Raw genomic sequence first — 26,391 nt, forward strand, 5'->3', positions numbered from 1 at the left:
AAAAGAGATTTCTAAATTTATGAGCGTCACTAAATAATTAAACAATGGTGCGCTACAAAGTAAGCGTACATCTATCTAAACATATTGAAGTCGTAAAAGCTCACTCTGACCTATAGTTATTATAAGTCAAGTCATTCCAAATTATACAAAATTAAAAAAGGGGGAATGGAACGCTCCATCACCCCTTTTATTGATCTTCACGAAGAAGATAGATATTGTGATCTTGATCTTCGAATGTAAACATTTTTCCGTAAGGCATGATTTGTAACTCGCCAACCTTTACCCCATTTGCTTGCAATTGTTGATAAGCACCCTCAATATCTGTTGTGCTTAAAATCACATTAGGGTGTAACACATTTGCCTTTGGATTCTGTTTTAGCATGAGTTCCTTTTCATAAATAACAAAAGAAGTTTTTTCTGCTTCTTTTGGGCGAACTTCCATCCATTTAAAGTGAGGTCCCATCGGTTGTTCATGACAAATGAATCCCATTTTTTCTGTCCAAAATTGTTTCGCCTCTTCTTGGTTATTTACATAAATTGTTACCTTTGCAATATAATTAACCACAGATTCATTCCTCCAACTCATTTATAATCCTTATTATTGTAACGTATTTTCTAATAATTAAACAATAAAACACATCACATTTAACCTGGAAAAAATTTTATCTTATTTAGACAAATAACATGAGCTTTTAATAACATCTTAACCGATGATGCATAAAATAAAGTATAGGTGTCGTTGATTTTTTAGGATGACTAAGGAGGAATTTTAATATGTTATCACCCGAACAACCGAATCATAATCAAGCTATTAATAATTTAATTGCGTCTATTGCTTTACAGGAATCTTTTTTCGTAGATACGATTTATACAGAAGCAAAGCGATTAACTGATATCGTTAACTCACAAGGGATAACCCCCGCTGAACTTTATACGTCTAAAAATTGTTTATCTGAACTTACCCATGCTATCACAGGACTTGAAAGAATATTACAAGCCAAAATTGAGTTTTTTGAATCCGAATTTTCAAAATAAAAACCTCCATCGTGGAGGTTTTTTAACGAATATACCCTTTTTCCTTTAACTTTGCCACTGAGGTTTCAAGAGCTGACTTTGTTTTAACTTCAATTAAAACACCCGTCTTATTTTCCAAGGCCAACTTTAACCCCTCATCAATCTTTACATCCCCAGTGTACAATGGTTGATGGTCGCGCTCTAACGTTGCATCATGAAGATGAAGATGTTTAATCAGAGCGCGATGGTTTAAGATAAACGTTTGATCTTTATGAGAAGCAATATAATCATGTCCTACATCGAAGGTCAAACAAAACCTTCCGCTCTTAAGTAGCTCATTTACTGCCTTTTGAATATATCGCCGGTCTAATACCCCCGTATTCTCAATCGCAATCTGTACACCCGTTCCACCTAACCAAATATCAACCAGTTCTAAACTCGCTCTAATATTATCTAAATATTTTGACTCGTATTTTTCATAAAGAGCTATCTCACCTTCCGGCGTTTTAAACTCCATTCCCGAATTCATATGAATGTTTAAAATTTTACATCCAAGCCGATCAGCTACCCCAATCGCCTCCTCTAACACTTTTAAATGAGCCTCACGAACATGACGATTAAAATGACCTAAATCTAAATCCTCAGGTAAATGAATCGTACAAGAAACACCATACTGTTGCTTTAGGCGATTAAGATACTGAACATTCATTGTTTCAGGTTGGCACATCGGTAAATTACAATTTAATTCAACAAAATCAAGCCCTAGTTCCTTGCAGAGTTGAAAATTCTCTTCCATTCCATCCACATCCATTAACTGGGGCATTCCGTAACTTAAATTTATCATCTAATAATTCCTCCTTATCCTCTTAATAAGGGATCTTATCCTTTTTCTGATACCAAATTTTAAAAGCCTCTAACGCCTCTTCACGAAGCATCTCTTCTAGAGCAATAGTGGGGGAGTTTTTAGATTTATCCTTTAAGAAGTCATAAATAAATTCATCGGCAAATCCAATTTCCTTGGCGTCACGCACGTTACATCCGTAATACACCTTTTTTATACCTGCCCATAAAATCGCGGCTAGGCACATGGGACAAGGTTCCGATGACGTCACTAATATGCAATCACTTAAATCAAAGCGATTTAGGATTTGCGAAGCACGACGTATCGCATTGATTTCAGCATGAGCCGTTGGATCATTTGTTTTAATCACTTGATTATGTTCTAATGCAATTATTTTTCCATCCTGTAAAATAGCCGCCCCAAAAGGTCCACCATCCCCATTATTTACTCCCTCTATTGCTTCTTTAATACATAATCTCATGGCTTCATCCATGGTTAATCCCTCGCTTTCAGTAATTATGCCCCATCAAACGATAACAAACCTTTCATTTCCCCACCTATTTAAATAAAAAGTGGCCTATTAAACGAGCAGTCCTGCCAGTAACAATTTATTTTTTTACCTAAACTAACTTTGTTTAACTCCTACTATTAAATATATACACCTATTTCTTTTTTAGACTATAAAATTAAAAAAAGCTATAGATAGAATATCTATCTATAGCTTTTAAGCTAATGAAGTTAAAAATTATAATTTAACGATGTTAGCTGCTTGAGGTCCACGATCTCCTTCAACGATTTCGAAAGAAACTTGTTGACCTTCTTCTAAAGTTTTGAATCCTTCTCCTTGGATTGCTGAGAAGTGAGCGAATACATCGTTTCCACCTTCAACAGTGATGAATCCGAAACCTTTTTCTGAGTTAAACCATTTTACTGTACCTGTTGTCATAATCAAGTACCTCCTAAGATTTTTTATTTCTTAATGCCGTATTTCAAATAATTTCAATCAATGTTCGAGTTAAATACTACCCCAGTGGTTCAAATTTAAATTAGAAAAGACTATTAAGTTATATTTATTATAACATACATACCAAAAATATGTAAACTAAAATATACATTCCTTTAAGAAAAAATTTTTATTTTTTTTCTTTGTTTTTGTGCATTCTATCAAAATAAAAAATTAGGGTTAACAGGCCCCTTTCTTTCTTATATAATAAAGACAAATTCTTATAGATTCAGAACGATCATTCCCCTTATTTCGATTCCAAAGGTGACTGGTGATCAACAAAATGTTCTCCTATCTGCAAACATATTATTTATGAAAGACGGTGGTATTCCTCATGAATTTTGATCAATTATTAAATGTCAGTGTGCGACTCGGAACTATGCTTCTTGAAAATGGAGCAGAGATTTATCGCGTTGAAGAGTCCATTCGTCGAATGGTGTTAGCTTATGGTGCACGCGAGGTCGATGTTTACGCAATTCCAAATACTATCATCGTCACCTTAATGACCACCCAACATATTAATTTAACTAAAACTAAGCGGATTCACGACCGAACAACGAATTTAGATAAGGTCGAGCGATTAAATCATTTATGTCGACAAATTTGTCAAAATACCCCTGATTTAAATATTGTGGACGCCCAATTAGATGAGATTTCTAAACGGCCTATCTACGGTTTTTACGCTCAATTAATGGCCTATGCCATTACTTCTTCAATGTTCACCCTCTTTTTTGGAGGGGCATTTGTTGATGCATTTTGGTCCTTTTGGATTGGTCCTCTCTTAAAAATCACCGCTCATCATCTAACAAAGTTGAGAACGAATCCTTTTTTTACGACTATTTTATGTAGCTTTTTCTGCGGTCTTCTTTCAACGCTCGTCTGTCATTTTCAATTGGCTTCACATGTCGATAAGATGATCATCGGATTAGTGATGAATCTTGTCCCTGGGGTTGCCATTACAAACTCTGTTCGTGATATTATCGCCGGTGACTTTATTGCCGGTCAAACTAAAATGACAGAAGCCTTATTAACCGCGACTTCAATCGCAGTGGGAACAGGGATCGCCCTTTCCATTTCAACATATTTTTAGGAGGGATTATCTTGGACGTTTTACTACCTTGTCTTTATACCTTTATTGCCACCGCCGGATTTTGCATTATTTTTAATATTCGTGGGAAAATGGTTTTTTATGCCGCGCTCGGTGGAACAATTGGTTGGCTTGCCTTCATTGGGTCCTCATTTTTAGGAACGGATCTCATTCAATACTTTATCGCAACCGTTATTATCGCCCTTTACTCAGAGATTATGGCTCGTATCCACAAAGTCCCTATTACCGTTTACTTAATCGCTGCCTTAATCCCACTTGTTCCGGGTAGCGGAATTTACTACACCATGGAACACGCATTAACAGGGGATATTGTTGCCTTTTTAGAAACATTTATTCATACAATTGCGATTGCCGGTTCCCTAGCTTTCGGAATTTTACTTGTTTCCTCTCTTTTCCGACTCACCCATCATATCAATATCGACCGAAATCAATAAAAGGGTCCACTTTACTATAAAATGGACCCTTTTTTGTTTCAAAAAATTTTACAAATGACTATATCATTCAGTTATCTTTTCTTTCAACAAAATCGATAAGCATTGGTAGCCGATGATCAAATTTTTCAAGCTCTCTTATCTCTTGAAAATCAAAATCTAAATTATAAACATGAACTGAATTAATCGTCGAGCTGTCTAATCGATTAATGGTTAGGAGCGTATTGGTTTCAAAGTTCACACCAACCGTTCGGTGTTCTCCGATTTCTTTGATAGCGGGGGAAGTTGAATCCAAATGATTAAAATCCAGTTTCAATAATAAGTTATCTTCTTGTACCCTTGCAGGATCATAACCAACCGATCCTTTAGCCTTATCACACGCCAATTCTAATATAAGGTTTCCCTTATCTTCTTCGAAAAAGGATAACGGCGTACAAAGATTTCTCGCCTCATTATTCGTTTCTGCAAAACTAAGTCGTGACTTTACCTGTACCTGTTCATCTACCTCTAGGATCGTAAACTGTCCAGTCTCTAGTCCTTCTCCTAACAAAAATAATGAATCTTGATAAGGATAAAAATAAATCACGTCTCGTCCTAAATTTAATTCCTCATTCACATCAATTGAAGCTATTTGATTGAATCCTTTATCATAAATCAATATTTTTTCTTCCCTTATGATATTGTCATTTTCATCAAACTGGGGATAGGCAGCATCTGCATAAACATATATCTTATCCTTAAATACAGTTCCCGTCCAAATATGAAGATTACTTTCTAAATCTAGACATTCCCACGATTCATCTAAATAGCAAATCCCCGAACGGTAAGACTCCCCATCACCCAAAAAACCACCATTAATCATCACGGCTAATTGTTCAGAATAAGGATTAATACTTTCATATTTCCGATCTAGTGTTGCCATTTCATCTAACGTATGTGTTTGAGTATTATAAGTTAAAATCGTTGAAATCTCCGGGTAGGCGTCAAAATAAACCCTATTTCCTACTTGTCGAAGGGAGGAGTAGCCAACTCCTTTTCCTTTCGGTAGCTTTTGATTGTCTATTATTTCACCCGACGAATTCCCATAAACAAGATAAGAACGTGTGTAATAATCATTAGGTATAATTTGTAAACTAGAAAACTCTTTAGGTCTTCCTCCTATTGTCAGTTTTAGTAAATAGCAACCGATTAAAACAGTGCCAACCAATAAACTAAGACGTAAAATATTTCGTTTCATTTTTTTCTCCTATTTTACCTTTTGGTAAAAGAATACATTATCATCCCATAAAATTTGTTTTGGCGTAACACCTATAAAATCATATTTCCATGCACTGTCTTTATAGTGATCCCCTACATTATAACCTGCACTTAACCAAGCCTTATACACCAATTTAGAACAATACCACTTATCTGTATTACTTAACGTGGTCATAATCGTATATGGCTTACCAATTTGTTTAGCTGCATAATTTACCGCAGTTTTATAATTTGATTGGGAAGCTCCACCCACATAAAGTTCATCAGTATTAACACTCTTCCAATACTTATTATAACTCAACTTGCTCTGAACTCCCTCCCCAGGATTCGCTTCAATTACTCGATTTTTATTAAAATCTACAATTCCCGCGTGACCATGATTCCATCCTAAAGTCTTAGAATCTAAAGTTACTAAAATATCCCCATAATTCTGCCATTCAATTGTCGTAGTTCTCCCACGAGTATTAGATTCAATTAAATCACCTACGCTTTGTTCCTTCATCTGTGTAATTTCATCTACTTTAGATTGATTTAATTCAGATATTACTTGTAAAACTGAACTAATTGCATCTTGTTGCTCATCCCTAGGTAGTTTATCAATTTCCTTTTGGTTTAATTCTCGGATACGTTGTGAATAAGACTCTAATCCCTCTGTTCTTAATATAGACTGCTCTGGCATTTTCACCTCGTAATCTGAATTTGTTTCTGCCTTTACTGTTCCTGTAGAATACATAGATACTACAGTTAACAACATTAAAATACATTTTTTCACCTTAATCTCTCCTTTTCCTATATTTATTACATACCGATTATACAAAAAAAAACAAAAAAAGTAAATATTTAATTAAATTCCTTAATTAGTATTTTTAATTAAAATATGGACTATTATATTGAAATTATCCATTTAACTCTTTTCTCATTAAAAAAGTAGTTTCTATGAAACATAGAAACTACCTTTTCATCTTCTGTATAAATAAATGTCATCATTCTGTCATGGAATACGGTTAACATTCCCTTTAATGTTTAGACAGTCTTTCATTTACTCTATTATTTTGATGTGAGAAACTGCTACTAATCAATTCCAAGGATAGTATGACCCGCTCCATCAATGGCTTGCTGGATTAACGCACTTGTTCCTCCAGTATTCACTAACATTGACTGAGCCCCCACACAAACTTGTAAATTTGTTGTCTCGAGGGATTGTAATGTTTTATTCACATGTGTCACACAATTTTTACAGTTCATTCCATGTAATCGAAGTTTTCTTCTCACGTTACCATTCCTCCATTCTATTTCTTTACACGCTCAAGTGTAAGATTTATGAGGTCCTTGACCTTTTTACTACGATAACTACTTCATAAATTGATACGGCAAATAGCTTCATTTTTTACTTTCTTTTTTATCTCATCTAGTACATTATACGTCATCGCACACAAAAGATTACCAATATTTACCTACAAAATTGTGTTCTTTTTGTGACTAACCGGTGATCACACCTTGTTTTTCTATAGATAAAAAAGGTGGCATCCCATAAGCCCGTTGCATCTGTGTGCTTAACCGAAATAAAAGTTAAACTCTTTCAAACATGGACACGTCCATCCTTTTGTTGATCAAGCCTTTTCCCAAACAAAAAAGGTGAGCAACTATCTGCTCACCTTTTTCATTCCCTAAGCCTTAAATTTACGTAAACGGAGCGCGTTAAGTAAAACAGAAACTGAACTTAAACTCATCGCTGCTGCCGCAATCATTGGATTTAATAACGGTCCGCCAAATAAATGTAAAACTCCCATTGCTACAGGAATACCTAGCACATTATAGGCGAAAGCCCAAAATAAGTTTTCCTTAATATTCAAAATCGTTGCCTTGCTTAGTCGAATAGCGGTTGAAACATCCATTAAATCACTCTTCATTAAGACAATATCAGCCGACTCAATTGCAACATCGGTCCCGCTTCCAATCGCAATCCCAATATCGGCCTGAGCAAGAGCGGGCGCATCATTAATCCCATCTCCAACCATTCCGACCTTACGTCCCGATTGTTGTAACTTTTTAACCTCATTCGCCTTATCAGCTGGCAACACTTCCGCCAACACGAGATCAATTCCAACCTGACGCGCAATCGCATCCGCCGTTTTTTGATTATCCCCAGTAATCATTGCCACCTGGATTCCCATCTGATGTAACGTCTCGATTGCTTTTTTACTGCTCTCTTTTACGGTATCCGCTACGGCAATCACACCAGCTAACTCTCCATCGATCGCCATATACATCGGAGTCTTTCCTTCATAGGCTAATTCATCCGTTTTTTCTTGTAAAGAAGAGACATCGATCTGATGTTCAACCATAAGCTTTAGATTACCAATAAGCAACTTCTGACCTAAAATCACACCTTCGATTCCACGACCAATCATCGCGTGAAATGACTCTAACTCGCATAAAGCATAGCCCCGATCCTGTGCCTCGCGAACAATCGCTTCTCCTAACGGATGTTCGGACGCCTTCTCGGCACTCGCTGCATAACTTAATAATTGCTCTTCGGATAGGGACAACGCTAAAACGTCGGTCACCTTCGGCTTCCCTTCTGTAATCGTTCCTGTTTTATCAAAAACGATCGTCTGTAAACGGTGCGTCATTTCTAGGGCTTCTCCCCCTTTAATGAGGACCCCATACTCCGCACCTTTTCCTGTTCCGACCATAATAGCCGTCGGTGTTGCCAATCCAAGCGCACACGGACAGGCAATCACTAAAACGGAAATAAAAATAGACAAGGCAAATACATCACTTTCGCCTGACACTTTCCATAAAAGTGAGGAAATCACAGCCAATCCCATGACGATAGGAACAAAATAAGCAGAAATAATATCCGCCATTTTAGCAATCGGAGCTTTAGATCCTTGGGCATCCTCGACTAACTTCACAATTTGAGATAATGCCGTGTCGCGCCCCACTCGTGTCGCTTTATATTTAATAAAGCCTGTTTTATTTAAACTGGCCCCAATGACTTGACTTCCTACGGTTTTTTCCACCGGAATACTTTCACCCGTTAACATCGACTCATCAATGGCCGTCATTCCTTCTACGACCTCTCCATCAACAGGCAACTTTTCACCAGGTTTCACAAGGACAAGATCTCCGACCATGACCTCCTCAATCGGAACTTCTAACTCCACACCCTTTCTTTCAACAGTAGCCGTTTTTGGAGCGAGCCCCATTAACGCTTTAATTGCCTGAGATGTTTTTCCTTTCGAGACTGCCTCTAAATATTTTCCGAGCGTAATTAAAGTTAAAATAACGGCTGCCGATTCAAAGTAAAGATGCATCGCATAATGTGCATCCCCCTGCGAAATTTGATAAATACCAAATAAACTATATAAAAAGGCGGTCAATGTCCCAATCGCGACTAACGAATCCATATTGGGACTTAATTGAACTAAATTTTTAATGCCGACCTGATAAAACTTATACCCTGTGAAGACAACAGGTAACGTCAACACAAGTTGAATCAATCCAAAATTTAGAGGGTTCCTCATTGGATCAATCATGTGCGGAAGGGGTAATCCCACCATATGGCCCATTGAAATAATTAAAAGAGGCACCGAAAAAATGAGAGAAATCATAAATCGCTTAAACAATCGGTGGGCCTCGCTCACTTCCTTCGTTGGCTGCTGCTTGATCTCCTCATCCGTTAATAACTCAAATCCGGCCGACTGGGTCGCCTCCTTAAGCTGATTATATCCAATCACATCGGCATTTAGCTTTACCGTCAACTTTTCAGTTGCAAAATTCACGCTTGCCGCCTCGACCCCCTCTAACTTTTGAACAAGACGTTCAAGGCGGTTCGCACATGATGAGCAGCTCATTCCTTTAACCTTAAAGGAATAATCTTTTATATCTTTTCTCACTTTGAATCCCGCTTTTTCAACCGCTAACTCTACTGCCATGGGTGATGTTTTCGCCTCATCATAAACCACTGTTAACATCTCCGTCGCAAAATTAACATTTCCTTGCTCAATCCCCTCTAGCTTATTAATGGCCTTCTCTAATCGATTCGCACACGATGAACAACTCATCCCTTCAATTTTCATCGATATTTTCTTCGTCATCTAGTAGCCTCCTCTTTCATTCTCTTCCTTTAATGGATTTCTACCCGTTTATTTACTGATAGCACGCTCCAACACAGAGATAATTTCATTAATTTTTTCCTCACTGCCTCCGTTAAGACAGGCCTGAGTCACACAGTAATCTAAATGTTGTTTCAATATTAAAATATTTGCTCGTTTTAAGAGCGCCTGAGAAGCGAATATCTGATTTGTCACATCCATACAATAACGATCCTCTTCAATCATTTTAATAATCCCATCTATTTGACCACGTGCTGTTTTTAACACCTGGATTGCTTTCTTTTTTTCTTCATTCATCTCTTACTACCTCCTCCCCCCCTGGGTGGGGGGTAAACTTATTATATCACCCTATTTAGTTTTGTCAATCACCGATTCATTTATAACTCACACCTCTTCTTTGTACGAGACTAACCGAGTGCAACATCTAAAATCATCATAACCAAAAATCCAATCATCACACCGGCGGTACCGGAATGGGAATGATCCCCTAATTGGGCCTCTGGAATCAACTCTTCGACAACGACATAAATCATTGCCCCCGCAGCAAATGCTAAAAACCAGGGCATAATCCCAATAATCGAACCGACAAGCGCAGCCCCAAGTACACCCGCTATCGGTTCAACAATCCCCGATAATGAACCAAATGCAAATGCCTTTTTCGTACTAACCCCTTGCTCCCTTAACGGAAGTGACACTGCTGCTCCCTCCGGTAAGTTTTGAAGACCGATCCCTATCGCTAAAATTAACGCGGCACTTAAACTAAGTGAACTTCCCTCCCTTGCAGCTAACGCAAAGGAAAGACCCACTGCAAGTCCCTCGGGAATATTATGTAAAGTAATCGCTAAAAACAAAAGAGTAGATTTTTTAAAATTTGTCTTCGGTCCTTCCTCTAACCCACTCATCATATGCAAATGGGGAAGTACCTGATCCAATAAATATAAGAATGCGCCCCCTAAGACAAAACCTCCAGCCGCAGGAATCCATCCAATCCCTCCTTGCTCAGCCGCCATTTCAATCGCCGGAATTAAAAGTGACCAAACCGAAGCCGCAATCATCACTCCCGCCGCAAAACCAAGACAAATGCGCTGATAAAACGCATTAATTCCATTCTTAAAGAAAAAAACAAAAGCAGCACCGATTGTGGTCGCTAAAAACGTCATCATCGTTCCTAAAAAAGCTAATAAAACTGGACTCATTCTAGTCCCCCCCTCATCAAAACTTTCAATTTAACGCTCATCATCACTGCTAATAATGCGTAAATTCCCGCTAAGCCTAAATAAACCACCCATAGCGAGTCCCATCCTTGTAATCCTAGGCTAATCAAACCTCCTCCGATGGCATAAAAGAGAAAACTGATACACAAAACCCATCTTTGTTTTCCTAAAGACTGTAACGTCTGCTGGTATACCGTGACACCATTATAAAAAACACCAAGACTTAAAGCGCCTATAAAGTAGGTTTCTGTTGCTAAGATTAATTCCTCCTGATTCGTTAGAAAATGAATGACAGGATTCCAACCTACTACCATCATAACTGAAATAATCAAATACATTCCCACCGAACGAATTGTTGCTAAACGATAGCACGATGGACTTTTATGAACCAACGTTAACGACGCCTGGGCATAAGCATACATCGGCATCCAGGCAATCGTTTGTAACTGATTAATTACTTGATAGACCGCCATTTCCTGCAAACCAATCCGTGAAATAAGTGCGCCGATTACGAGAACAAACACCGTACTTTCCAAAAATTCTTGAATCATCATCGGAATCGAACCCCATAAAATGACGCCTATCCTCTCCCATTTCACTTTCCTAAATGTCAATAGACCTTTTCTTTGAAAAAGACACCCATAAATAATTAAATTGAGGATAAGTGCTAAAATCGACCCGATAGCATTTCCAATCATTCCAAGTGAACACCCGTAAACAAACACGAGGTCCAATAAAACGTTTGTTATGGCCGCTATCGTATTTCCTATTAAAATGTACGTTGTTTGATTCACAATTTTCAAATAACTTGAACACGTAAAAAGTAATAAGTTTAATCCGATGGAGCAACTAAAAATCATCGCATAATTTAATGATTCAGACAGAACGGCACCCTTCAATTGGTAAATGTATTGAAAAATAAATGGCCCACATCCTACCATCCCTAGTATTGACAAAAGACCGATGCCAATACTTAGAACAACTTGTGCCCACATATCATCCATTACCCTAACCGATGTCGTCTCTTTTGAACCTAAAATATTAAATCGAGTGGCCGTCATCCCTAAAATCCCCGTTACACTATTGATAAACCCTGAAACAATAGCGACTACCGCAAAACACTCCATCGACAAATGCCCCATAATCGCCTGATCACACAAACCGATGACTAATCCTAAAACATTACTCAACATTAGCGGAAGTGCTAATTGATCTAACTCATTTTTCTTAAACATATTATCCCCTTCTTTTCAAACTCTTAGAAAAGAAGGGTTAATTCAGACAGCATCTTCATCTCCATTCCCCCTAACCGTTAGCGTTGTCGATAAAACTCCATTATTCCTTCAAATATATCAATCCCAAAACCAATGACTGAAATTCCAACCAATATCTGGCTCACGACATGATCCTCCACTAGCCAATTCACCGATTGAAATGAAAAAAGGGTTGTAAAAAAAGACTCATTAAAGATGGAAGGACTTAAAATCATCGTACAAAAAAGGAGGCACGATAATCCTTTATAAATCACACAAAAAAGAAAAAGTTTTCCCGTCATCCGTCCAACTATAAAACGGCACCCATAGTAAATAAATCCTAAGACATAAACCATCAAAAAGAACGGTTGATACTTTTCAAAGACCGTTAAATTTAAAAGTGGCTCTAAAATCTTTAATTCCCCATCCACGACATGATAACTAGCGATAATCTGTGGGAAAAAACAAAAAACGAAAATTAAAACACACGTCCCAATCATATTAAACAAACAATCCGTGCGAGAAAAATGCCCCTTTCCCCGTGGACGAGGTGCTGTCAGATTTTTAATAATCTGTCCATTAATGATATCGGTTGGTACATTAAGGACTTTCATCAACACAAACACAAGCGTCACAAAAATAAAGGTCCCCAACCATCCTTGAATCGCTCCAATGATTAATGACCTCATCATTAAACCAACGACCTGAAAAATAATTATTTCTTCAGCCCATTCCATTTGAATCATCCCACTCAAAAAAGCGAGCGCTCCCCAAATAACAGGAATAATTTTTAACAACATCTCTAAACTTGCACGATATAGGGTATAAAACTCCTCACCTAAAAACTTCCTCATCAAATCCCCCCCCTTTCTTAATCAATATATGACAAAAGGTCAGAGATTATTAACCTCCTACCTTTCAAAAGTCTCTCCATTCATTAATGGCTATTTCCCACTTTCTTAAAAGGCACTTCACAAATAGATATAGTCTTTCCACCAATCTTTCCACCAATGATATCCGACATTAGTGTTACATAATAAATATTGATTTCATTAGATAACATGGGGATTAGGAAGGGAATAATAAAAAATAAACATCGTTCCAGCGACATTAAGATGGCTCCATTAATCATATTCATTCCTTTGCATCCACCCCAAAACATATATTAAAAGACGACCTCTCTTAAACCTAGCGTATAAATCAACGATTATAAAATTAAAAAACAATTTTCAAAAAACAGCTAGCACACTCCAAACACTCATACATATAATGACTATCGGAGCTTCTCATAATTCAATTTATTATTAATCTTATGAGAAAATCTACCTAAAAATAAACAAAAGGAGATTACGTATAATGAATACTGAAATAACACATAATTTAAATGAAAATTCAACAAAGGGAAGCACTAGACCAGGGACTAACGCCCCAGTACATAATCTATCAAAGGGAGCCTATGCCTTTAAAATTGACAGAATTGGAGCAAAGGTATACACTGATAGTTGGTTTACTGGAAAGTCATCTATTACAGTTTCCATCACTAGTTTCTCTGTCATCTCTCCTCAACCATCAGGAACACAAAATCAAACAACTATATATCTTTATAATAAAAACAACAAGAGTGTTGGTAATAAAACTATTACAGTTTCTGGGGGAAAAGGAAGTACAACATTTTATGGTTTAAGTGCAAATGAAAAATATTACGTTTTATTTACAGTTCCTACAAATGGAAACGTCTACTCAATAAAAGGTGATATAAAGTAAATTTCTAGGTAAAATAAAAGTAGTAATCCCACTTAAAGGAGGTATAGAACCATGACTAAAAAATGGATTCAACTCTTATTTTGGATATATTTCTTAATGTTAATGAACTTCATCGTTTTTAAATTTTTTGGCGACGTGAATGAAGTATTGAATCGCATGATGATTAATAAAAATTCAGTTGAAATGGGCTCTTCCTCCTTAGTAAATCTCATCCCATTTAAAACCTTCATTCAAGACATCCACTACTCCAAAGCCCACCTCATATTAAATGTCATCCTTTTTATTCCGTTTGGTATTTTATTCCCTTTAGCTTATCCAAGTCGATCTTCATTTTTAAGCTTTACTGTTATCGCCCTGCTTAGTATTTTAGGGATTGAACTAACCCAACGCCTCACTTACTTAGGAATCTTTGATGTCGATGATATTTTGTTAAATTTTCTAGGTTGCTTAATCGGCTATATTGTATATAAACTCATCAAACGATAAACAAACTTTTAAGTTTCAAGAAGAAACCTCATCGATTCATTCATTTGATGAAATATTAACCTATAAAAAAAGCTCGACTAATCTATAAAAAGAGCCGGTAGGCTTTCATTTAACTAATGAAAATCTACCGGCTTCTTTATATTTATAGCTCTTCACTAAACAGCGAGCTCTCGCTTTCTTAAAATACGCTTAATTAATAAACAATAACAAATCGACGTAATCGTCGCACCAATCGTATCAGAAAGCGGTGCCGCATAATAAACGTGAGTCACATCTGATACTAGCGGAATGAGGCAGACGAAAATAAAGAAAAATGATTTTCGTCCCATCGATAGTAAAATAGCGACATTAATGACACCCATTCCCGTAAATCCATCCACCACCACGTATTGAATAGCCACTCCAATTAAGGCGAGCGTATAAATCTTAATTGCCCAACTCGTTAACTGAATCGTTTCTACATTATCAGTAAAAATTCTCACAAATAAATGGGGAATCGTTTGAGCAATCAATAACATAATCAGGATGAAAATTAAACTTAAAATAAAGATATACTTTTGAGCTGACAGTACCCGTTTTGAATTTCGAGCTCCATAATTATAACCTAAAATGGCTTGTGTTCCCATCGTAATCCCACTAAGAGGCATCGTAATCATGAGCATAAAACTTTGTAAAATGGCAGTCGCTGTAATGAGAAGATCTCCCATCTTTTCTCCACCATAACTTTTAAAAACCATATTTAAGGCAATGAGCATCACGCTATCCAAAGCAACAATAATGAATGGAATAACTCCAATTTTTAAAATCTTTTTCATGATTGAGCAAGAATAGCCACCAAAGGTAATCGGGATTAATGTCTGCTTCCCAAATAAAAACCTCAACGTATACGCACATGAAACAACTTGGGAAATAACGGTCGCCAGGGCGGCCCCTTGAATTTTCATATCAAGCGTAAAAATAAAAATAGGATCCAGAACAATGTTTAAAATAGCTCCAATTAAAACCGACTTCATGGCCACCTTCGCGAATCCCTGACTTAAAATAAATTGATTCATCCCAAGAGCAAGTAGAGCAAAAATGGTCCCTAGAATATAGACCGAAAAATATTCATCTGCTAGTGGATAAATCACCTCACTTGCTCCAAACCCGAGTAATAAAGGCTTCTTAAACAGCAATAAAAGAATAGTTAACACACAAGAAATCACACAAAGCATCATAAACGAGCTGGCTAATACACGGCGTGCCTCATCCTTTTTATCCTCTCCCAAATAAATACTTAATAATGGGGCCCCACCAACTCCAATCCACGACGCAAAAGCTAAAACGAGAGCTGTAATCGGGGCGCATATTCCAATTCCGGCGAGCGCTAAATCGCCAATCTCGGCAATATTTCCAACATAAATGCGATCGATTACGCCGTATAAAACATTAATAAACTGGGCCAACATAGATGGAATGGCCAACCTAAACACCAGTTTCTTAATATCATCTCTTCCTAAATCATTTTCCAAAACCATTGATTTTATCTCCTCCTTAACCCTCTCACACTCTATCTTGTTAAATCACTTAATCGCACGTTAAGTATTTCATAAAATAAAGTATTTAGCAATCGCCAAATACTTTATTCATATATAAGTATAAATGACAACAGCCCTTTGGTAAATGAACTCTTTCTGAAACTTTAGATGAACTTTTTGGAGAAAAGTAGAATGATAAATGAACTTGAAAATAATACAAGTCTCTTGTCATTAAAAACAATTCTTCCCCCCCTCTTACCTATTTCTAATCTGTGGTTTCCTAACTCTATATGAAAAGGAGTCACGCCTATTCATGCATGACTCCTTTTTCTGATTTATTTAGTAAAAGTAATTATAACTTTAAATAAGTCTCCATCGATTTGGATATCTAAACTTCCGCCTTGAAGCTCCACAAAACTTTTTGAAATCGCTAGTCCTAATCCTGAACCTTCCGTATGACGGGATTGATCCCCACGAACAAAACGCTCCGTTAACTCCTGTGCACTTACACAAAGTTCATCTGCTGACATATTTTTAAATACAATTTGAACGACTTCTGATTGATCTAAAATCTCAATGTACGCCCGAGTTCCTGGCATCGCATACTTCGTCATATTTAAAATTAAATTGTCAAACACGCGGAATGTTCGTTCACTATCTAATTTTAATATCACTTTATGGGCTGGAAACTGGCGCCGAATCATTAAATTCGCATCCTGAATTTTATCCTCAAGTTCGAGTAACGTTTGTTTCATTAACGACGTCACCTCCACTTCTTGAAGATTCATTGTAATATTTCCGCTACTTGCCTTACTCATTTCAAATAAGTCTTCAATCAGTACCTTTAATCGTTGCGCTTTTTTCTCAAGCGTTTGTAAGTATTGCTCCCGCTTCTCTTTAGATAACGTCTCATCTTTCAATAAATCCGTGTACGTAATAATCGACGTTAACGGCGTTTTCAAATCATGCGATACATTCGCAATTAAATCGCTCCTCATCTTTTGACTTCGAACCTCTGCATCCACAGCTTTTTTAAACCCACCTTGGATAGCTACAATTTCTTGTTTGAAGGCATTAAAAATGCCAAGATCTTGATTCATTTCAACATCTAAATTTCCATCTGCTAATGCCTCCGTCATCTGAGATAGAGTAGCATAGTTTTGTTGAATAGTCAGAAGGTGTTTACGTAAAAAGATGTACAATCCAACACTATAAATAATCACCCCGATGATCCCGACAAACCAACCGAAACAACATAAAGAAACTAAAATTGCTTGGATAAAAATAAACAAGGCTAACTTTTTCGTATTTTCTTCTTTTAAATCAACTTCTGTCAACCGTTTCCCTTGACGATAAATGAATCGTCCTAGGCGATAACACCAACAATTTTGACGCATTGTTCGTCTCCCTCCTTGAACAATCAACTGTTTAAAATACAGGAGAGTCATAAATGTAACTAAAAGAAGCATAAACCATAAGCTTAGATTTTGAATAAATGTTAAGTTCACCGAAAACTTCTCAGATAACTCAAGTAAGAAGGGTGGGTTAGAAATCACAGAATGGATCAGCTCAATCATCAATAGATAAACGCCAATTAAGCCAGTAGAAATAATACTCACTATCTCAAGTGGCCATTTAAACCATCCCTTTATGAGTTTAAATTGATTCAGACCGGCAAGCGGAATGAGTATCGTAACCCCAGTAAGCAAAAGGACAACTATTGATTCATAAAATATACTAATCGTAGAAGTTGCATAATAACCACTCCCATAATCAAACCCGGCTGTACTCCCCTTAGGGATTCCATAAATAAACGTCATATTTTTAATGGGGGCTAGCTCAGAAGACATAAAATAAGGATTAGAAGTTTCCTTTAAACTCTCGTAGGCAAATTGTTGCGATGACTTCCCGCTTTCTCCATAAAAATAAGGAATGGATAATCTCCCAGCCGCATCATAATCTAAACGAATAAAATATTGATATTCTTTTTGAAGCTCCTTTAAGTCATTTTCACTTAATTCATTTAATAAGAGAGCTAGGTTCTTGTCTTTTTCCAACTCCTCAGTCGAAAAAGAGGGATTTTCAGTGGCCTCATCCGCCTCCGACTCTGACTTAGTCTCCCGGACGATTGAATCCAATTCAGATAGATGATATTCCCCCCGAAGAGATCGTATTTCTTCTGAAATCATCTCAGATAATAAACACTCGATGACTTGTACTAATTGTTCTTCAGTGAGTTGTTCAAACGGAACGTCTGCCAACTCCCGCGCTAACTGGGGATTAATTGTTTTTAAGATACGCCGATAATCTACGGCAACTGTTGGAACAGAATATTCATTTCCTCCCTCTGAATACTCTTCATCGATATACTCCTCGTACCCAATATCATCTGTCTCGGTATAATACTCAAATAGAGTTTCACACCATGCGCCTAAATTTCTTGAATTTCCCTTATCATCATAGAGATCTTTAGCTAGACCAATGAAATCATTGTGTCTTTCATCTAAAGCTTCAATATAAGTTAAATAATTTTTTATCGTGATTTGACTATACATATCATATTGATCGTAATATCCTTCTTGATTTTTCTTAACATAGGTTGCAATCTTTGGATAGGTTGCCATCATTCCCAACGAAAGTCCTAAGATCACAAAGAAGGATACAATTAAACAAAACCATTTATTGTTTTTCAATTTTGTAGCCAACGCCCCACACCACCTTTAAATATTTTGGTTTTTTTGGATTAATCTCAATTTTCTCTCGAATATTACGGATATGAACCATAATGGTATCCGTACTTACTGCCGTTTCATTCCAAATCCGTTCATAAATCTCCTCAGCCGGAAAGACACGACCAGGATGCCTCATTAACAAATTCAGAATTTTATATTCGATAGGAGTTAATTTTACCAAACTCCCATCGACAGTGAACTCTTTCGTCTCCATATTTAACTCAAGTCCCCCAATCGTTAACACATTTTGTTGATTTTCGGGATTAATGGCCGAAAAACGCTGGTATCTTCTTAGTTGTGAATTGACACGGGCGAGTAATTCAAGCGGACGAAACGGTTTGGTTACATAGTCATCCGCCCCCATATTGAGTCCCATAATTTGATCAACTTCCTCCGATTTAGCCGATAACATAATCACTGGAAAATGATGCGTTTCTCTTAATTTCATCGTAAAAGTAATGCCGTCCATCTTCGGCATCATGACATCGACAATCGCTAAATCAATGGGTTGTGAGGAAACCACTTCAAGTGCCTCAACCCCGTTTGCGGCGATGCTCACCAAATAGCCTTGATTCAATAAATACGCCTCAATCGCCACTGCAATCTCGCGCTCATCTTCAACAATTAAAATATGTGACTTTTTCATCCTATCCCTCTTCCTAACACAAACATGATTCTTTCATTATACCATTTTAAAAGATTGATCTCCCCACCACTTCAAGAAACCATCCCCTTTCTGTCTCTCCAACTGTTAACCCTAGTATAACAAGTAATTTTTAAGAAAAAGTAGGGATAAAACTAAAGAAATTCTAAAGAAAATAAAAACTTTTCTGTTACTAGACTTCTGCCCTCACCCACAAACATAAAAAAGGATGACCATAAGGTCATCCACTTATTTGCGTAATTTTAACGCCCGTGTACTATTAATGACTGCTAATAAAGTCACACCTACATCTGCAAACACCGCGGCCCACATCGTTGCTAAGCCACAAGCCACAAGTATCATGACGAGCACTTTAATCCCTAAAGCAAAAATAATATTTTGATATAAAATCGCGCGTGTTTGTTTTGCCTGTTCAATCGCTTTGCAAAGCGCCAACGGATCATCTTCCATTAACACGACATCTGCGGCTTCAATCGCGGCATCCGAACCAATACCTCCCATCGCTACCCCGATATCAGCACGCGCAAGAACCGGTGCATCATTCATTCCATCGCCAACAAAGACAACGTGTTTATCTTTTGATTTATGCCCTAAAATGGCCTCCACGTGTTCCACCTTTTGATCAGGCAATAACTCGGCATAAACCTCGTCCACTAAAAGTTCTTCCGCGACTTTATTTGCAACACCTACATGATCTCCTGTTAACATCACGATACGTTTTATCCCTTGTTGTTTTAATTTAGTCACCGCCATTTTCGCATTTTCCTTAATTTCATCAGAAATCACCATATATCCAGCGTAAACTCCATTCACTGCCAAGTGAATAACGGTACCTATTGTTTCAACCTCTTCACTTTCAAGATGTGCTTGAGTCATGAGTTTTTTATTTCCAATGAGAACTTGTTTTCCATCTACTGTTGCCTTAATTCCATGCCCCGCTATCTCTTCATACGCTGTTATTCGTGTTGAATCAATCACCTGACGATAAGCTTCAACAATAGACGTTGCGATTGGATGTGTTGACTGACTCTCCGCGTAAGCGGCGAACTCTAAAAATTGTGTTTCATCCATGCCCATAGGATTCATTTGAGTGACCTTAAACACCCCTGCTGTTAATGTTCCCGTTTTATCAAAAACAACCGTTTCGACATGATTTAATGCCTCTAGATAATTTCCGCCTTTAATTAGAACCCCTTGTTTCGATGCCCCGCCGAGTCCAGCGAAGAAACCGAGTGGAATCGAAACAACTAACGCACAAGGACATGAAACAACTAAAAAGCTTAGCGCACGATAAAGCCACGTTGAGAGGTCGGCCCCCATCATCGTTGGAACAACCGCAAGTAAAACAGCTAATCCGACAACAACCGGTGTATAAATACGGGCAAATTTAGTAATAAATTTTTCAGTCTCCGCCTTTTTAGATGAAGCATTTTCCACCAATTCAAGAATACGGGCTACGGTTGATTCCCCGGCTACTTTTGTCACACGAACCGTAATCAAAGCATTCGTATTAATGCAACCTGCTAAAACTTCGTCTCCTACGCGCACTAACCTCGGAACGGATTCCCCTGTTAAGGCAGACGTGTCTAAGTAACACTCACCTTCAATCACTTCTCCATCAAGCGGAATTCGTTCCCCTGGTTTCACCACAATCCATTCACCAATTAAAACGGCCTCCGGTACAACCTCTTTAACTCCTGATTTGGTCACTAAATTAGCATGATCGGCACGAATATCTAATAAGCTACTAATTGATTTACGCGAACGATTGACAGCATATCCTTGAAATAATTCACCGATTTCATAAAATAGCATCACTGCAATCGCTTCTGGGTATTCTCCAATGGCAAACGCTCCCACTGTCGCAACCATCATTAAAAAATTCTCATCAAAGATTTCACCCCGAAAAATATTTCGGAGCGCAGTTTGTAAAACTTCCCCTCCAATTAATAAATAACTGACAACATAAAGGGCAATCTTTACTGGTTCCTCAATAGCAAACAAACTCGCAATAATAAAGATAAATACCCCAAGTAATAAAGCTATATTCTCTACAAAGAAACTTCTCGTTTTGACTTTTTCATCATGATCTCCCCCACATTCTCCATGATGACACATATTATGAGGACCAATAGCGGTTTCGCTTTCTTTAACGACAACATCTGGTTCTAATTGTTTAACAATTTGTTTAATACCACCAACGATCTCATCCTTATTTACTGTATCTTTTATTAAAACCGTTAATTGGTTGGTAGAAAAATTAAGTGTTGCCTCTTCTACACCTTCTAAATGATTAATACGAGTTTCAATTTTATTCGCACAGTTCGCACAATTTAATCCCATTAATACTAGCTTAAACACTCGATTAGTCTCCATAACCATCCTCCTCCTATCCACTCATATGAATAATTATTCATATGTTCATACTCCTAATATATGCCCTCGACCCCACTTTGTCAACTTACCTTTCCAATAAAAGTTAATTTTTATTGTTATAAAAATTGTTTTTTTAAAAAAACAGTCGCATCATCTGACATTTTTTGATAAGATAAGAAAATATATTATTTTAAAGCAAGGGGGATTTTATACATGAGTTCACCACTTAAATCTGAACCTATTCATCGCTTACTACTTAAATATTGTATTCCAGCTATTATTAGTATGATGACCGTTTCCTTATATAATACCGTTGATAGAATTTTCATCGGCCACATCCCTGAAATTGGGAATATCGCCTTAACTAGCTTAGGAACAGTACTACCCTTTATAACGCTCATTTTAGCAAGTGAGCTCTTGATTACATACGGGGTCATCGCTAATCTTTCCTTAAAACTTGGGGAAAAAAAGGAAGCTGAAGCGCAAAATTTTCTAAATCAAGTTCCGGTTCTTGGCCTTCTCATCAGTCTTCTTCTCATTTTTATCTTCACAACCTTTAAAGCCCCGCTTCTCACCTTATTCGGGGCTACCAAAACGACACTTCCACTGGCCACTCAATATTTAGATATTATGATTCTTGGGATTCCTTTTTATATTATCGGATTTTCTCTCATGGCAAGCATTCGTTCAGAAGGAAATCCTAAACGAGCCGCCCTTATTTTGATTGCCAGTTGTTTAATTAACGTGATTTTGGATCCTATTTTCATTTTCACCTTTGATTTAGGAATTGCAGGTGCTGCAATTGCAACGGTCATTTCTTATCTTTTTGTATTTGCCTACGTCTTTTATTACTATACACGTGGGGCATCTAACCTAAAATTAAAACCTTCTTTATTCAAACCTCGTCGTACCTATATCATCCCTATTTTAATTTTTGGTCTTTCAACATCCCTTGTTCAAATTATGACCGCCCTCGTGCAAATATTATTTAACCGCTCTTTAGCACACTACGGAACTCCCCTATCTATTGGGGCCTTCACAACCATTACAACAATTACCAATTTAGCGTTAATGCCCGCCATCGGAATTAATCAAGGATGCGTGCCTATTATTGGGTATAACTATGGACAACGACGATTTGATCGAGTTAAGTCAACCTTCATCTTAGGAACACTTGCTTCAACAGTGATTTTTATGGTTGGGTATATTCTCATCCAACTGATTCCTGAGCACCTTGTTCGATTCTTTAATTCTGACGAGATGCTACTCACACAAACAGTAAGTGGACTCAAATATTATTTATTTACGCTTCCACTATGTGCTCTTGCAACAACTGCGCCTAACCTATTTCAAGCCATTGGACAATCAAGAATTTCTATTGGGTTAGTCGTTTTACGCCAACTTATTTTACTCGTCCCCCTCATCATTTTCCTACCAACTTTCTTTGGTTTAACTGGGGTGTGGATTGCGCAACCCATCACTGATTTAATCATTTCTCTCCTCGCTTTTTATTTAGTAAAACGAGAATTTAAACATTACTAAAACATATGGCCGCTAGTTATAAAACTAGCGGTTTTTTTATCCACTACCTCCTAAAATAACTAGCATAAAAAGAGCTCAAGATATTTTCCATTTCCTTAATTTTTAGCCAAATTTTTAAGATTAAAATCATTGAATTCGTGCATTCTAACATTAAAGGGAAAAATCATCATGGAATAAAAATTCAATTTTTTACCTGATTTCAATTTGATTGAAGCGGCATCCACTTTGATATTAAGATGCCTTTTCTTTACTGGTCCCTTTTTTTCTACCCCTCATCCTACGAACGATTGGACAGGAGTAAATCGTTAATTAAACAAGAACTACCTGTGACACGAATAAGGGAAGCAGAAGCGAAAATATTTCAAGCGCACACACACAACATCCCTTACCAACTTAACAGAAACTCCTTAAAACCTTTACGCGTCCTAATCATAACTTCAGAGAAGCACCATCAGAAAATTGGAAACGAACCAGAAATGGGAACAAAGAAAATAATTAAGAAAGATACACTTTAAAAAAAGAGAGGAGGAACTGCTACTAGACAGCCTAAAAACTAAAAAGTGTGAAACAACATAAATAAAGCTAACTTGTCTATATGAATGACATAAAAAAATTCAAATTCAACAAAGATTATAAACTTTCATTTCAATTTAACCAGTCCCAAAGTTAATAACAATCACTTTTTAGCTATGTTTGAAGTAGCAGTCACGTGAGGATATGTTTGAGAAATTAAAAATAAATAAAAAATATCTCAGTATCGGTCTGATTACCTTAATTATTGGCGTCATCTTAGTCTGTGTTTATCAAATATCTCGCCATGCAGGGGACATTTTTCTTACGTTAAGAATCATGTTGGCCCACCTATTTAATGCCCTTTCACCTATTATCTACGCCTTTATAATCTCTTATATTCTCTATCGACCGTTGCTGTTTTTAGAAAAATGGTGGATCAAAGGTTGGAAAGCCGTCTTTAAAAAAGAGCCTGATGCTAAAAAGGTGCGTCTCATCTGTCTCCTTCTTTTGATTCTCTCCTTACTGGGAAGCCTCTTCCTATTAATTCAGGCTGTTGTTCCACCACTTGTTCAAAATCTATTAACCATTGGGGCCGATATTCCGCATGTGCAAATGATTTTAACGGAAAGTCTTTCTAAACTAGCAGCATATTTTAAATCCCTACATATTACGGATGATCAGATTCATCAGGTGACGTTGTATATCACAGGAATGTTAAGTGGATTTCTTAAAAAAATGTTTGCTTCGGGAACAGGGATGGTCACTAATGTTGCTACCTTTTGCCTCAACTTATTCGCAACGTTAATTCTAACTTTTTATTTTTTAAAAGATAAAGAAATCATTTTTGATGTCCTCGATAAAGTGTCAACCATCACTTTAAAACCAACTTTTAAATTAAAGCTGAAACATTTTATTCATGATGTTCATCAAATTTTTGGGGGATTTGTTTTAGGTCAACTGCTTGATGCCTTACTTGTTGGAATTGCATCAACCATCCTCCTTTTCATTATCGGTCATCCCTTTGCCCTACTCATCGGTTTTATCGCAGGAGTCATGAACGTGATTCCTTATATTGGACCAATGATTGGTGCCACCTTAGCCATTATTTTAGGACTTTTTACTGATATAAAATTAGGTCTATTAGGCGCTGCACTTTTAATTATTTACCAACAAATTGACGGAAATTTTATTCAACCTAAAATCTTAGGAGATAGTACAGGATTAGCACCTGTTTGGATTTTTATGGCTATTTTAATTGGTGGTAATTATTTTGGAACAATCGGTATGATTTTATCGGTTCCTGTTCTTGCACTTATCAAAGTCTATCTCTCACGACGACTTCACAAAATAAAAAAAGAAACACCCGCTTCTTCAACAAATCTTCACCTCTAAATGATAGCCCTTTCTTTTTTGAGATTGTTATGAAACAGGCCTAATGTCTTTAGTTTTATTCAGTTTAACAGATGGGAATATTAACATTTTTATTTATTTTTCTTATAGATTCCGTTATAATTATGGATGAGGAAGATAAGAATAAGCAAGATTTGTGAAATTCTAAGTCCAATAATTTTAATAATACAATGGAGGTAACAACATGCTAGTTTCTGCTAAAGATATGTTACAAAAAGCCTATGAAGGTAAATACGCTGTTGGGCAATTCAACATCAACAACTTAGAGTGGACAAAAGCCATTTTATTAACTGCTCAAGAAAATAACTCACCAGTTATCTTAGGTGTTTCTGAAGGTGCTGCAAAATATATGTGCGGTTATGAAACAATCGTGGGTATGGTAAATGGAATGATGAAAGAATTAAACATCACTGTTCCTGTAGCTTTACACTTAGACCACGGAAGCTACCAAGGTGCATTAGATGCTATGGCAGCTGGATTCTCTTCAATCATGTTCGATGGTTCTCACTATGCAATCGAAGAAAACATCGCTAAAACAACTGAAATGGTTAAATTAACTTCTGAAAAAGGATTATCTTTAGAAGCTGAAGTTGGATCAATCGGTGGAGAAGAAGACGGTGTAGTTGGTAAAGGTGAAGTTGCTGACCCAGCTGAATGTAAACAAATCGCTGACTTAGGAGTTACTATGTTAGCTGCTGGTATCGGAAATATCCATGGTAAATACCCTGAAAACTGGGCTGGATTAGCATTCGATGCTTTAGAAGCAATCAACGCTTCAACTGGAAACACTCCATTAGTATTACACGGTGGAACAGGAATCCCTGAAGAAATGATCAAAAAAGCAATCTCTTTAGGTGTTGCTAAAATCAACGTTAACACTGAATGCCAATTAGCATTCCAAGAAGCTACTCGTAAATACATCGAAGCTAGAAAAGATTTAGAAGGTAAAGGATTCGACCCTCGTAAATTATTAAACCCAGGATTCGAAGCTATCAAAGCAACTGTTAAAGAAAAAATGGAATTATTCGGATCAATTAACAAAGCTTAATTTTCCTTCTTCCATCAAAACCGTCTACCTTTTGTAGGCGGTTTTTTTTATTAATTCTTTTTACTCTCCCCCCCTCTAAACTGCATCTTATTAAAAT

At 37.0% G+C, this 26,391-nt stretch carries 25 protein-coding genes; 8 read left to right on the forward strand and 17 right to left on the reverse strand.

The features are described from left to right. Positions 1-187: 187 nt before the first annotated feature. Entirely contained in the window at positions 188-565 is a 378-nt protein-coding gene (locus AC6I0I_RS09520; RefSeq protein WP_161831852.1) for a VOC family protein, read from the reverse strand. 209 nt (positions 566-774) lie between these two features. On the opposite strand from AC6I0I_RS09520, the gene AC6I0I_RS09525 reads away from it, so the two are divergent. Then, positions 775-1,035, forward strand: a complete 261-nt coding sequence (locus AC6I0I_RS09525; RefSeq protein WP_161831851.1) for an alpha-helical endospore appendage domain-containing protein — start codon at positions 775-777, stop codon at positions 1,033-1,035. Positions 1,036-1,057: 22 nt separating this feature from the next. Here AC6I0I_RS09525 and AC6I0I_RS09530 read toward each other — a convergent pair whose 3' ends face one another. The 3 genes from AC6I0I_RS09530 to AC6I0I_RS09540 form a co-directional block, all read right to left on the reverse strand. After that, on the reverse strand, positions 1,058-1,858 hold the full coding sequence (locus AC6I0I_RS09530) for a sugar phosphate isomerase/epimerase family protein (protein WP_262953482.1): 801 nt from the start codon (positions 1,856-1,858) through the stop codon (positions 1,058-1,060). 22 nt (positions 1,859-1,880) lie between these two features. Next, positions 1,881-2,348 carry a nucleoside deaminase gene (locus tag AC6I0I_RS09535; RefSeq protein WP_317452438.1) on the reverse strand — a complete coding sequence of 156 codons (468 nt, stop codon included), beginning with the start codon at positions 2,346-2,348 and terminating at the stop codon, positions 1,881-1,883. Positions 2,349-2,600: 252 nt separating this feature from the next. Then, positions 2,601-2,801, reverse strand: coding sequence for a cold-shock protein (locus tag AC6I0I_RS09540; RefSeq protein WP_161831848.1), 201 nt, complete (start codon positions 2,799-2,801; stop codon positions 2,601-2,603). Between the two features lie 391 nt (positions 2,802-3,192). On the opposite strand from AC6I0I_RS09540, the gene AC6I0I_RS09545 reads away from it, so the two are divergent. Both AC6I0I_RS09545 and AC6I0I_RS09550 read left to right on the forward strand, forming a co-directional pair. After that, on the forward strand, positions 3,193-3,948 hold the full coding sequence (locus tag AC6I0I_RS09545; RefSeq protein WP_262950260.1) for a threonine/serine exporter family protein: 756 nt from the start codon (positions 3,193-3,195) through the stop codon (positions 3,946-3,948). Positions 3,949-3,959: 11 nt separating this feature from the next. Continuing rightward, positions 3,960-4,400 carry a threonine/serine exporter family protein gene (locus AC6I0I_RS09550; RefSeq protein WP_262950261.1) on the forward strand — a complete coding sequence of 147 codons (441 nt, stop codon included), beginning with the start codon at positions 3,960-3,962 and terminating at the stop codon, positions 4,398-4,400. Positions 4,401-4,467: 67 nt separating this feature from the next. Here AC6I0I_RS09550 and AC6I0I_RS09555 read toward each other — a convergent pair whose 3' ends face one another. The 9 genes from AC6I0I_RS09555 to AC6I0I_RS09595 all read right to left on the reverse strand — a co-directional run bounded on the left by AC6I0I_RS09555 (position 4,468) and on the right by AC6I0I_RS09595 (position 13,380). Continuing rightward, positions 4,468-5,634, reverse strand: coding sequence for a hypothetical protein (locus AC6I0I_RS09555; RefSeq protein ID WP_262953483.1), 1,167 nt, complete (start codon positions 5,632-5,634; stop codon positions 4,468-4,470). Between the two features lie 9 nt (positions 5,635-5,643). Then, on the reverse strand, positions 5,644-6,426 hold the full coding sequence (locus AC6I0I_RS09560; protein WP_300855968.1) for a YiiX/YebB-like N1pC/P60 family cysteine hydrolase: 783 nt from the start codon (positions 6,424-6,426) through the stop codon (positions 5,644-5,646). 299 nt (positions 6,427-6,725) lie between these two features. After that, on the reverse strand, positions 6,726-6,926 hold the full coding sequence (locus tag AC6I0I_RS09565) for a heavy-metal-associated domain-containing protein (RefSeq protein ID WP_161831844.1): 201 nt from the start codon (positions 6,924-6,926) through the stop codon (positions 6,726-6,728). Between the two features lie 395 nt (positions 6,927-7,321). Further along, positions 7,322-9,757 carry a heavy metal translocating P-type ATPase gene (locus AC6I0I_RS09570; RefSeq protein ID WP_161831843.1) on the reverse strand — a complete coding sequence of 812 codons (2,436 nt, stop codon included), beginning with the start codon at positions 9,755-9,757 and terminating at the stop codon, positions 7,322-7,324. A gap of 48 nt (positions 9,758-9,805) precedes the next feature. Next, positions 9,806-10,072 carry a metal-sensing transcriptional repressor gene (locus AC6I0I_RS09575; RefSeq protein ID WP_161831842.1) on the reverse strand — a complete coding sequence of 89 codons (267 nt, stop codon included), beginning with the start codon at positions 10,070-10,072 and terminating at the stop codon, positions 9,806-9,808. Positions 10,073-10,182: 110 nt separating this feature from the next. After that, positions 10,183-10,971 (reverse strand): ZIP family metal transporter, encoded by a 789-nt coding sequence (locus tag AC6I0I_RS09580; protein WP_161831841.1) that lies wholly within the window; start codon positions 10,969-10,971, stop codon positions 10,183-10,185. Then, the gene (locus tag AC6I0I_RS09585; RefSeq protein ID WP_262950266.1) at positions 10,968-12,224 is read right to left on the reverse strand and encodes an MATE family efflux transporter; all 1,257 of its coding nucleotides are present in this window, start codon (positions 12,222-12,224) and stop codon (positions 10,968-10,970) included. The genes AC6I0I_RS09580 and AC6I0I_RS09585 overlap by 4 nt, the downstream gene beginning before the upstream one ends. Before the next feature lie 77 nt (positions 12,225-12,301). Next, positions 12,302-13,096 carry a hypothetical protein gene (locus tag AC6I0I_RS09590; protein WP_161831839.1) on the reverse strand — a complete coding sequence of 265 codons (795 nt, stop codon included), beginning with the start codon at positions 13,094-13,096 and terminating at the stop codon, positions 12,302-12,304. 83 nt (positions 13,097-13,179) lie between these two features. Beyond that, positions 13,180-13,380, reverse strand: a complete 201-nt coding sequence (locus AC6I0I_RS09595; protein WP_497993645.1) for a hypothetical protein — start codon at positions 13,378-13,380, stop codon at positions 13,180-13,182. A 218-nt stretch (positions 13,381-13,598) separates the two neighbouring features. On the opposite strand from AC6I0I_RS09595, the gene AC6I0I_RS09600 reads away from it, so the two are divergent. After that, positions 13,599-14,006 carry a hypothetical protein gene (locus AC6I0I_RS09600; RefSeq protein WP_161831838.1) on the forward strand — a complete coding sequence of 136 codons (408 nt, stop codon included), beginning with the start codon at positions 13,599-13,601 and terminating at the stop codon, positions 14,004-14,006. 51 nt (positions 14,007-14,057) lie between these two features. Then, positions 14,058-14,492, forward strand: coding sequence for a VanZ family protein (locus tag AC6I0I_RS09605; protein WP_262953484.1), 435 nt, complete (start codon positions 14,058-14,060; stop codon positions 14,490-14,492). 155 nt (positions 14,493-14,647) lie between these two features. Here the strand turns inward: AC6I0I_RS09605 and AC6I0I_RS09610 are convergent, their stop codons facing one another. From AC6I0I_RS09610 to AC6I0I_RS09625, 4 genes are all read right to left on the reverse strand, one after another. After that, a complete protein-coding gene (locus AC6I0I_RS09610; protein ID WP_262950269.1) occupies positions 14,648-16,009 on the reverse strand; it encodes an MATE family efflux transporter in 1,362 nt (453 codons plus the stop codon). Between the two features lie 335 nt (positions 16,010-16,344). Then, positions 16,345-18,714, reverse strand: a complete 2,370-nt coding sequence (locus AC6I0I_RS09615) for a sensor histidine kinase (protein ID WP_262953485.1) — start codon at positions 18,712-18,714, stop codon at positions 16,345-16,347. Then, positions 18,689-19,387 (reverse strand): response regulator transcription factor, encoded by a 699-nt coding sequence (locus AC6I0I_RS09620; RefSeq protein ID WP_161831834.1) that lies wholly within the window; start codon positions 19,385-19,387, stop codon positions 18,689-18,691. Before AC6I0I_RS09620 ends, AC6I0I_RS09615 begins: the two co-directional genes overlap by 26 nt. A gap of 246 nt (positions 19,388-19,633) precedes the next feature. Continuing rightward, positions 19,634-21,781, reverse strand: coding sequence for a heavy metal translocating P-type ATPase (locus AC6I0I_RS09625; protein WP_161831833.1), 2,148 nt, complete (start codon positions 21,779-21,781; stop codon positions 19,634-19,636). 213 nt (positions 21,782-21,994) lie between these two features. Here AC6I0I_RS09625 and AC6I0I_RS09630 point away from each other — a divergent pair, with 213 nt between their 5' ends. From AC6I0I_RS09630 to fba, 3 genes are all read left to right on the forward strand, one after another. Next, on the forward strand, positions 21,995-23,323 hold the full coding sequence (locus tag AC6I0I_RS09630) for an MATE family efflux transporter (RefSeq protein WP_161831832.1): 1,329 nt from the start codon (positions 21,995-21,997) through the stop codon (positions 23,321-23,323). Between the two features lie 717 nt (positions 23,324-24,040). Next, a complete protein-coding gene (locus tag AC6I0I_RS09635) occupies positions 24,041-25,228 on the forward strand; it encodes an AI-2E family transporter (protein WP_161831831.1) in 1,188 nt (395 codons plus the stop codon). Positions 25,229-25,430: 202 nt separating this feature from the next. After that, entirely contained in the window at positions 25,431-26,294 is an 864-nt protein-coding gene (fba, locus tag AC6I0I_RS09640) for a class II fructose-1,6-bisphosphate aldolase (protein WP_262953486.1), read from the forward strand. The last annotated feature ends 97 nt before the right edge of the window (positions 26,295-26,391 follow it).

It is taken from the genome of Turicibacter sp. St.80E1 (assembly GCF_059728495.1).

Bases quoted from the DNA above. Each gene is read 5' to 3' on its own strand.
- AC6I0I_RS09525 (WP_161831851.1), top strand. From the start codon at position 775: ATGTTATCACCCGAACAACCGAATCATAATCAAGCTATTAATAATTTA.
- AC6I0I_RS09530 (WP_262953482.1), bottom strand. From the start codon at position 1,858: ATGATAAATTTAAGTTACGGAATGCCCCAGTTAATGGATGTGGATGGA.
- AC6I0I_RS09535 (WP_317452438.1), bottom strand. From the start codon at position 2,348: ATGGATGAAGCCATGAGATTATGTATTAAAGAAGCAATAGAGGGAGTA.
- AC6I0I_RS09540 (WP_161831848.1), bottom strand. From the start codon at position 2,801: ATGACAACAGGTACAGTAAAATGGTTTAACTCAGAAAAAGGTTTCGGA.
- AC6I0I_RS09545 (WP_262950260.1), top strand. From the start codon at position 3,193: ATGAATTTTGATCAATTATTAAATGTCAGTGTGCGACTCGGAACTATG.
- AC6I0I_RS09555 (WP_262953483.1), bottom strand. From the start codon at position 5,634: ATGAAACGAAATATTTTACGTCTTAGTTTATTGGTTGGCACTGTTTTA.
- AC6I0I_RS09570 (WP_161831843.1), bottom strand. From the start codon at position 9,757: ATGACGAAGAAAATATCGATGAAAATTGAAGGGATGAGTTGTTCATCG.
- AC6I0I_RS09575 (WP_161831842.1), bottom strand. From the start codon at position 10,072: ATGAATGAAGAAAAAAAGAAAGCAATCCAGGTGTTAAAAACAGCACGT.
- AC6I0I_RS09580 (WP_161831841.1), bottom strand. From the start codon at position 10,971: ATGAGTCCAGTTTTATTAGCTTTTTTAGGAACGATGATGACGTTTTTA.
- AC6I0I_RS09585 (WP_262950266.1), bottom strand. From the start codon at position 12,224: ATGTTTAAGAAAAATGAGTTAGATCAATTAGCACTTCCGCTAATGTTG.
- AC6I0I_RS09590 (WP_161831839.1), bottom strand. From the start codon at position 13,096: ATGAGGAAGTTTTTAGGTGAGGAGTTTTATACCCTATATCGTGCAAGT.
- AC6I0I_RS09595 (WP_497993645.1), bottom strand. From the start codon at position 13,380: ATGAATATGATTAATGGAGCCATCTTAATGTCGCTGGAACGATGTTTA.
- AC6I0I_RS09600 (WP_161831838.1), top strand. From the start codon at position 13,599: ATGAATACTGAAATAACACATAATTTAAATGAAAATTCAACAAAGGGA.
- AC6I0I_RS09605 (WP_262953484.1), top strand. From the start codon at position 14,058: ATGACTAAAAAATGGATTCAACTCTTATTTTGGATATATTTCTTAATG.
- AC6I0I_RS09610 (WP_262950269.1), bottom strand. From the start codon at position 16,009: ATGGTTTTGGAAAATGATTTAGGAAGAGATGATATTAAGAAACTGGTG.
- AC6I0I_RS09620 (WP_161831834.1), bottom strand. From the start codon at position 19,387: ATGAAAAAGTCACATATTTTAATTGTTGAAGATGAGCGCGAGATTGCA.
- AC6I0I_RS09625 (WP_161831833.1), bottom strand. From the start codon at position 21,781: ATGGAGACTAATCGAGTGTTTAAGCTAGTATTAATGGGATTAAATTGT.
- AC6I0I_RS09630 (WP_161831832.1), top strand. From the start codon at position 21,995: ATGAGTTCACCACTTAAATCTGAACCTATTCATCGCTTACTACTTAAA.
- AC6I0I_RS09635 (WP_161831831.1), top strand. From the start codon at position 24,041: ATGTTTGAGAAATTAAAAATAAATAAAAAATATCTCAGTATCGGTCTG.
- fba (WP_262953486.1), top strand. From the start codon at position 25,431: ATGCTAGTTTCTGCTAAAGATATGTTACAAAAAGCCTATGAAGGTAAA.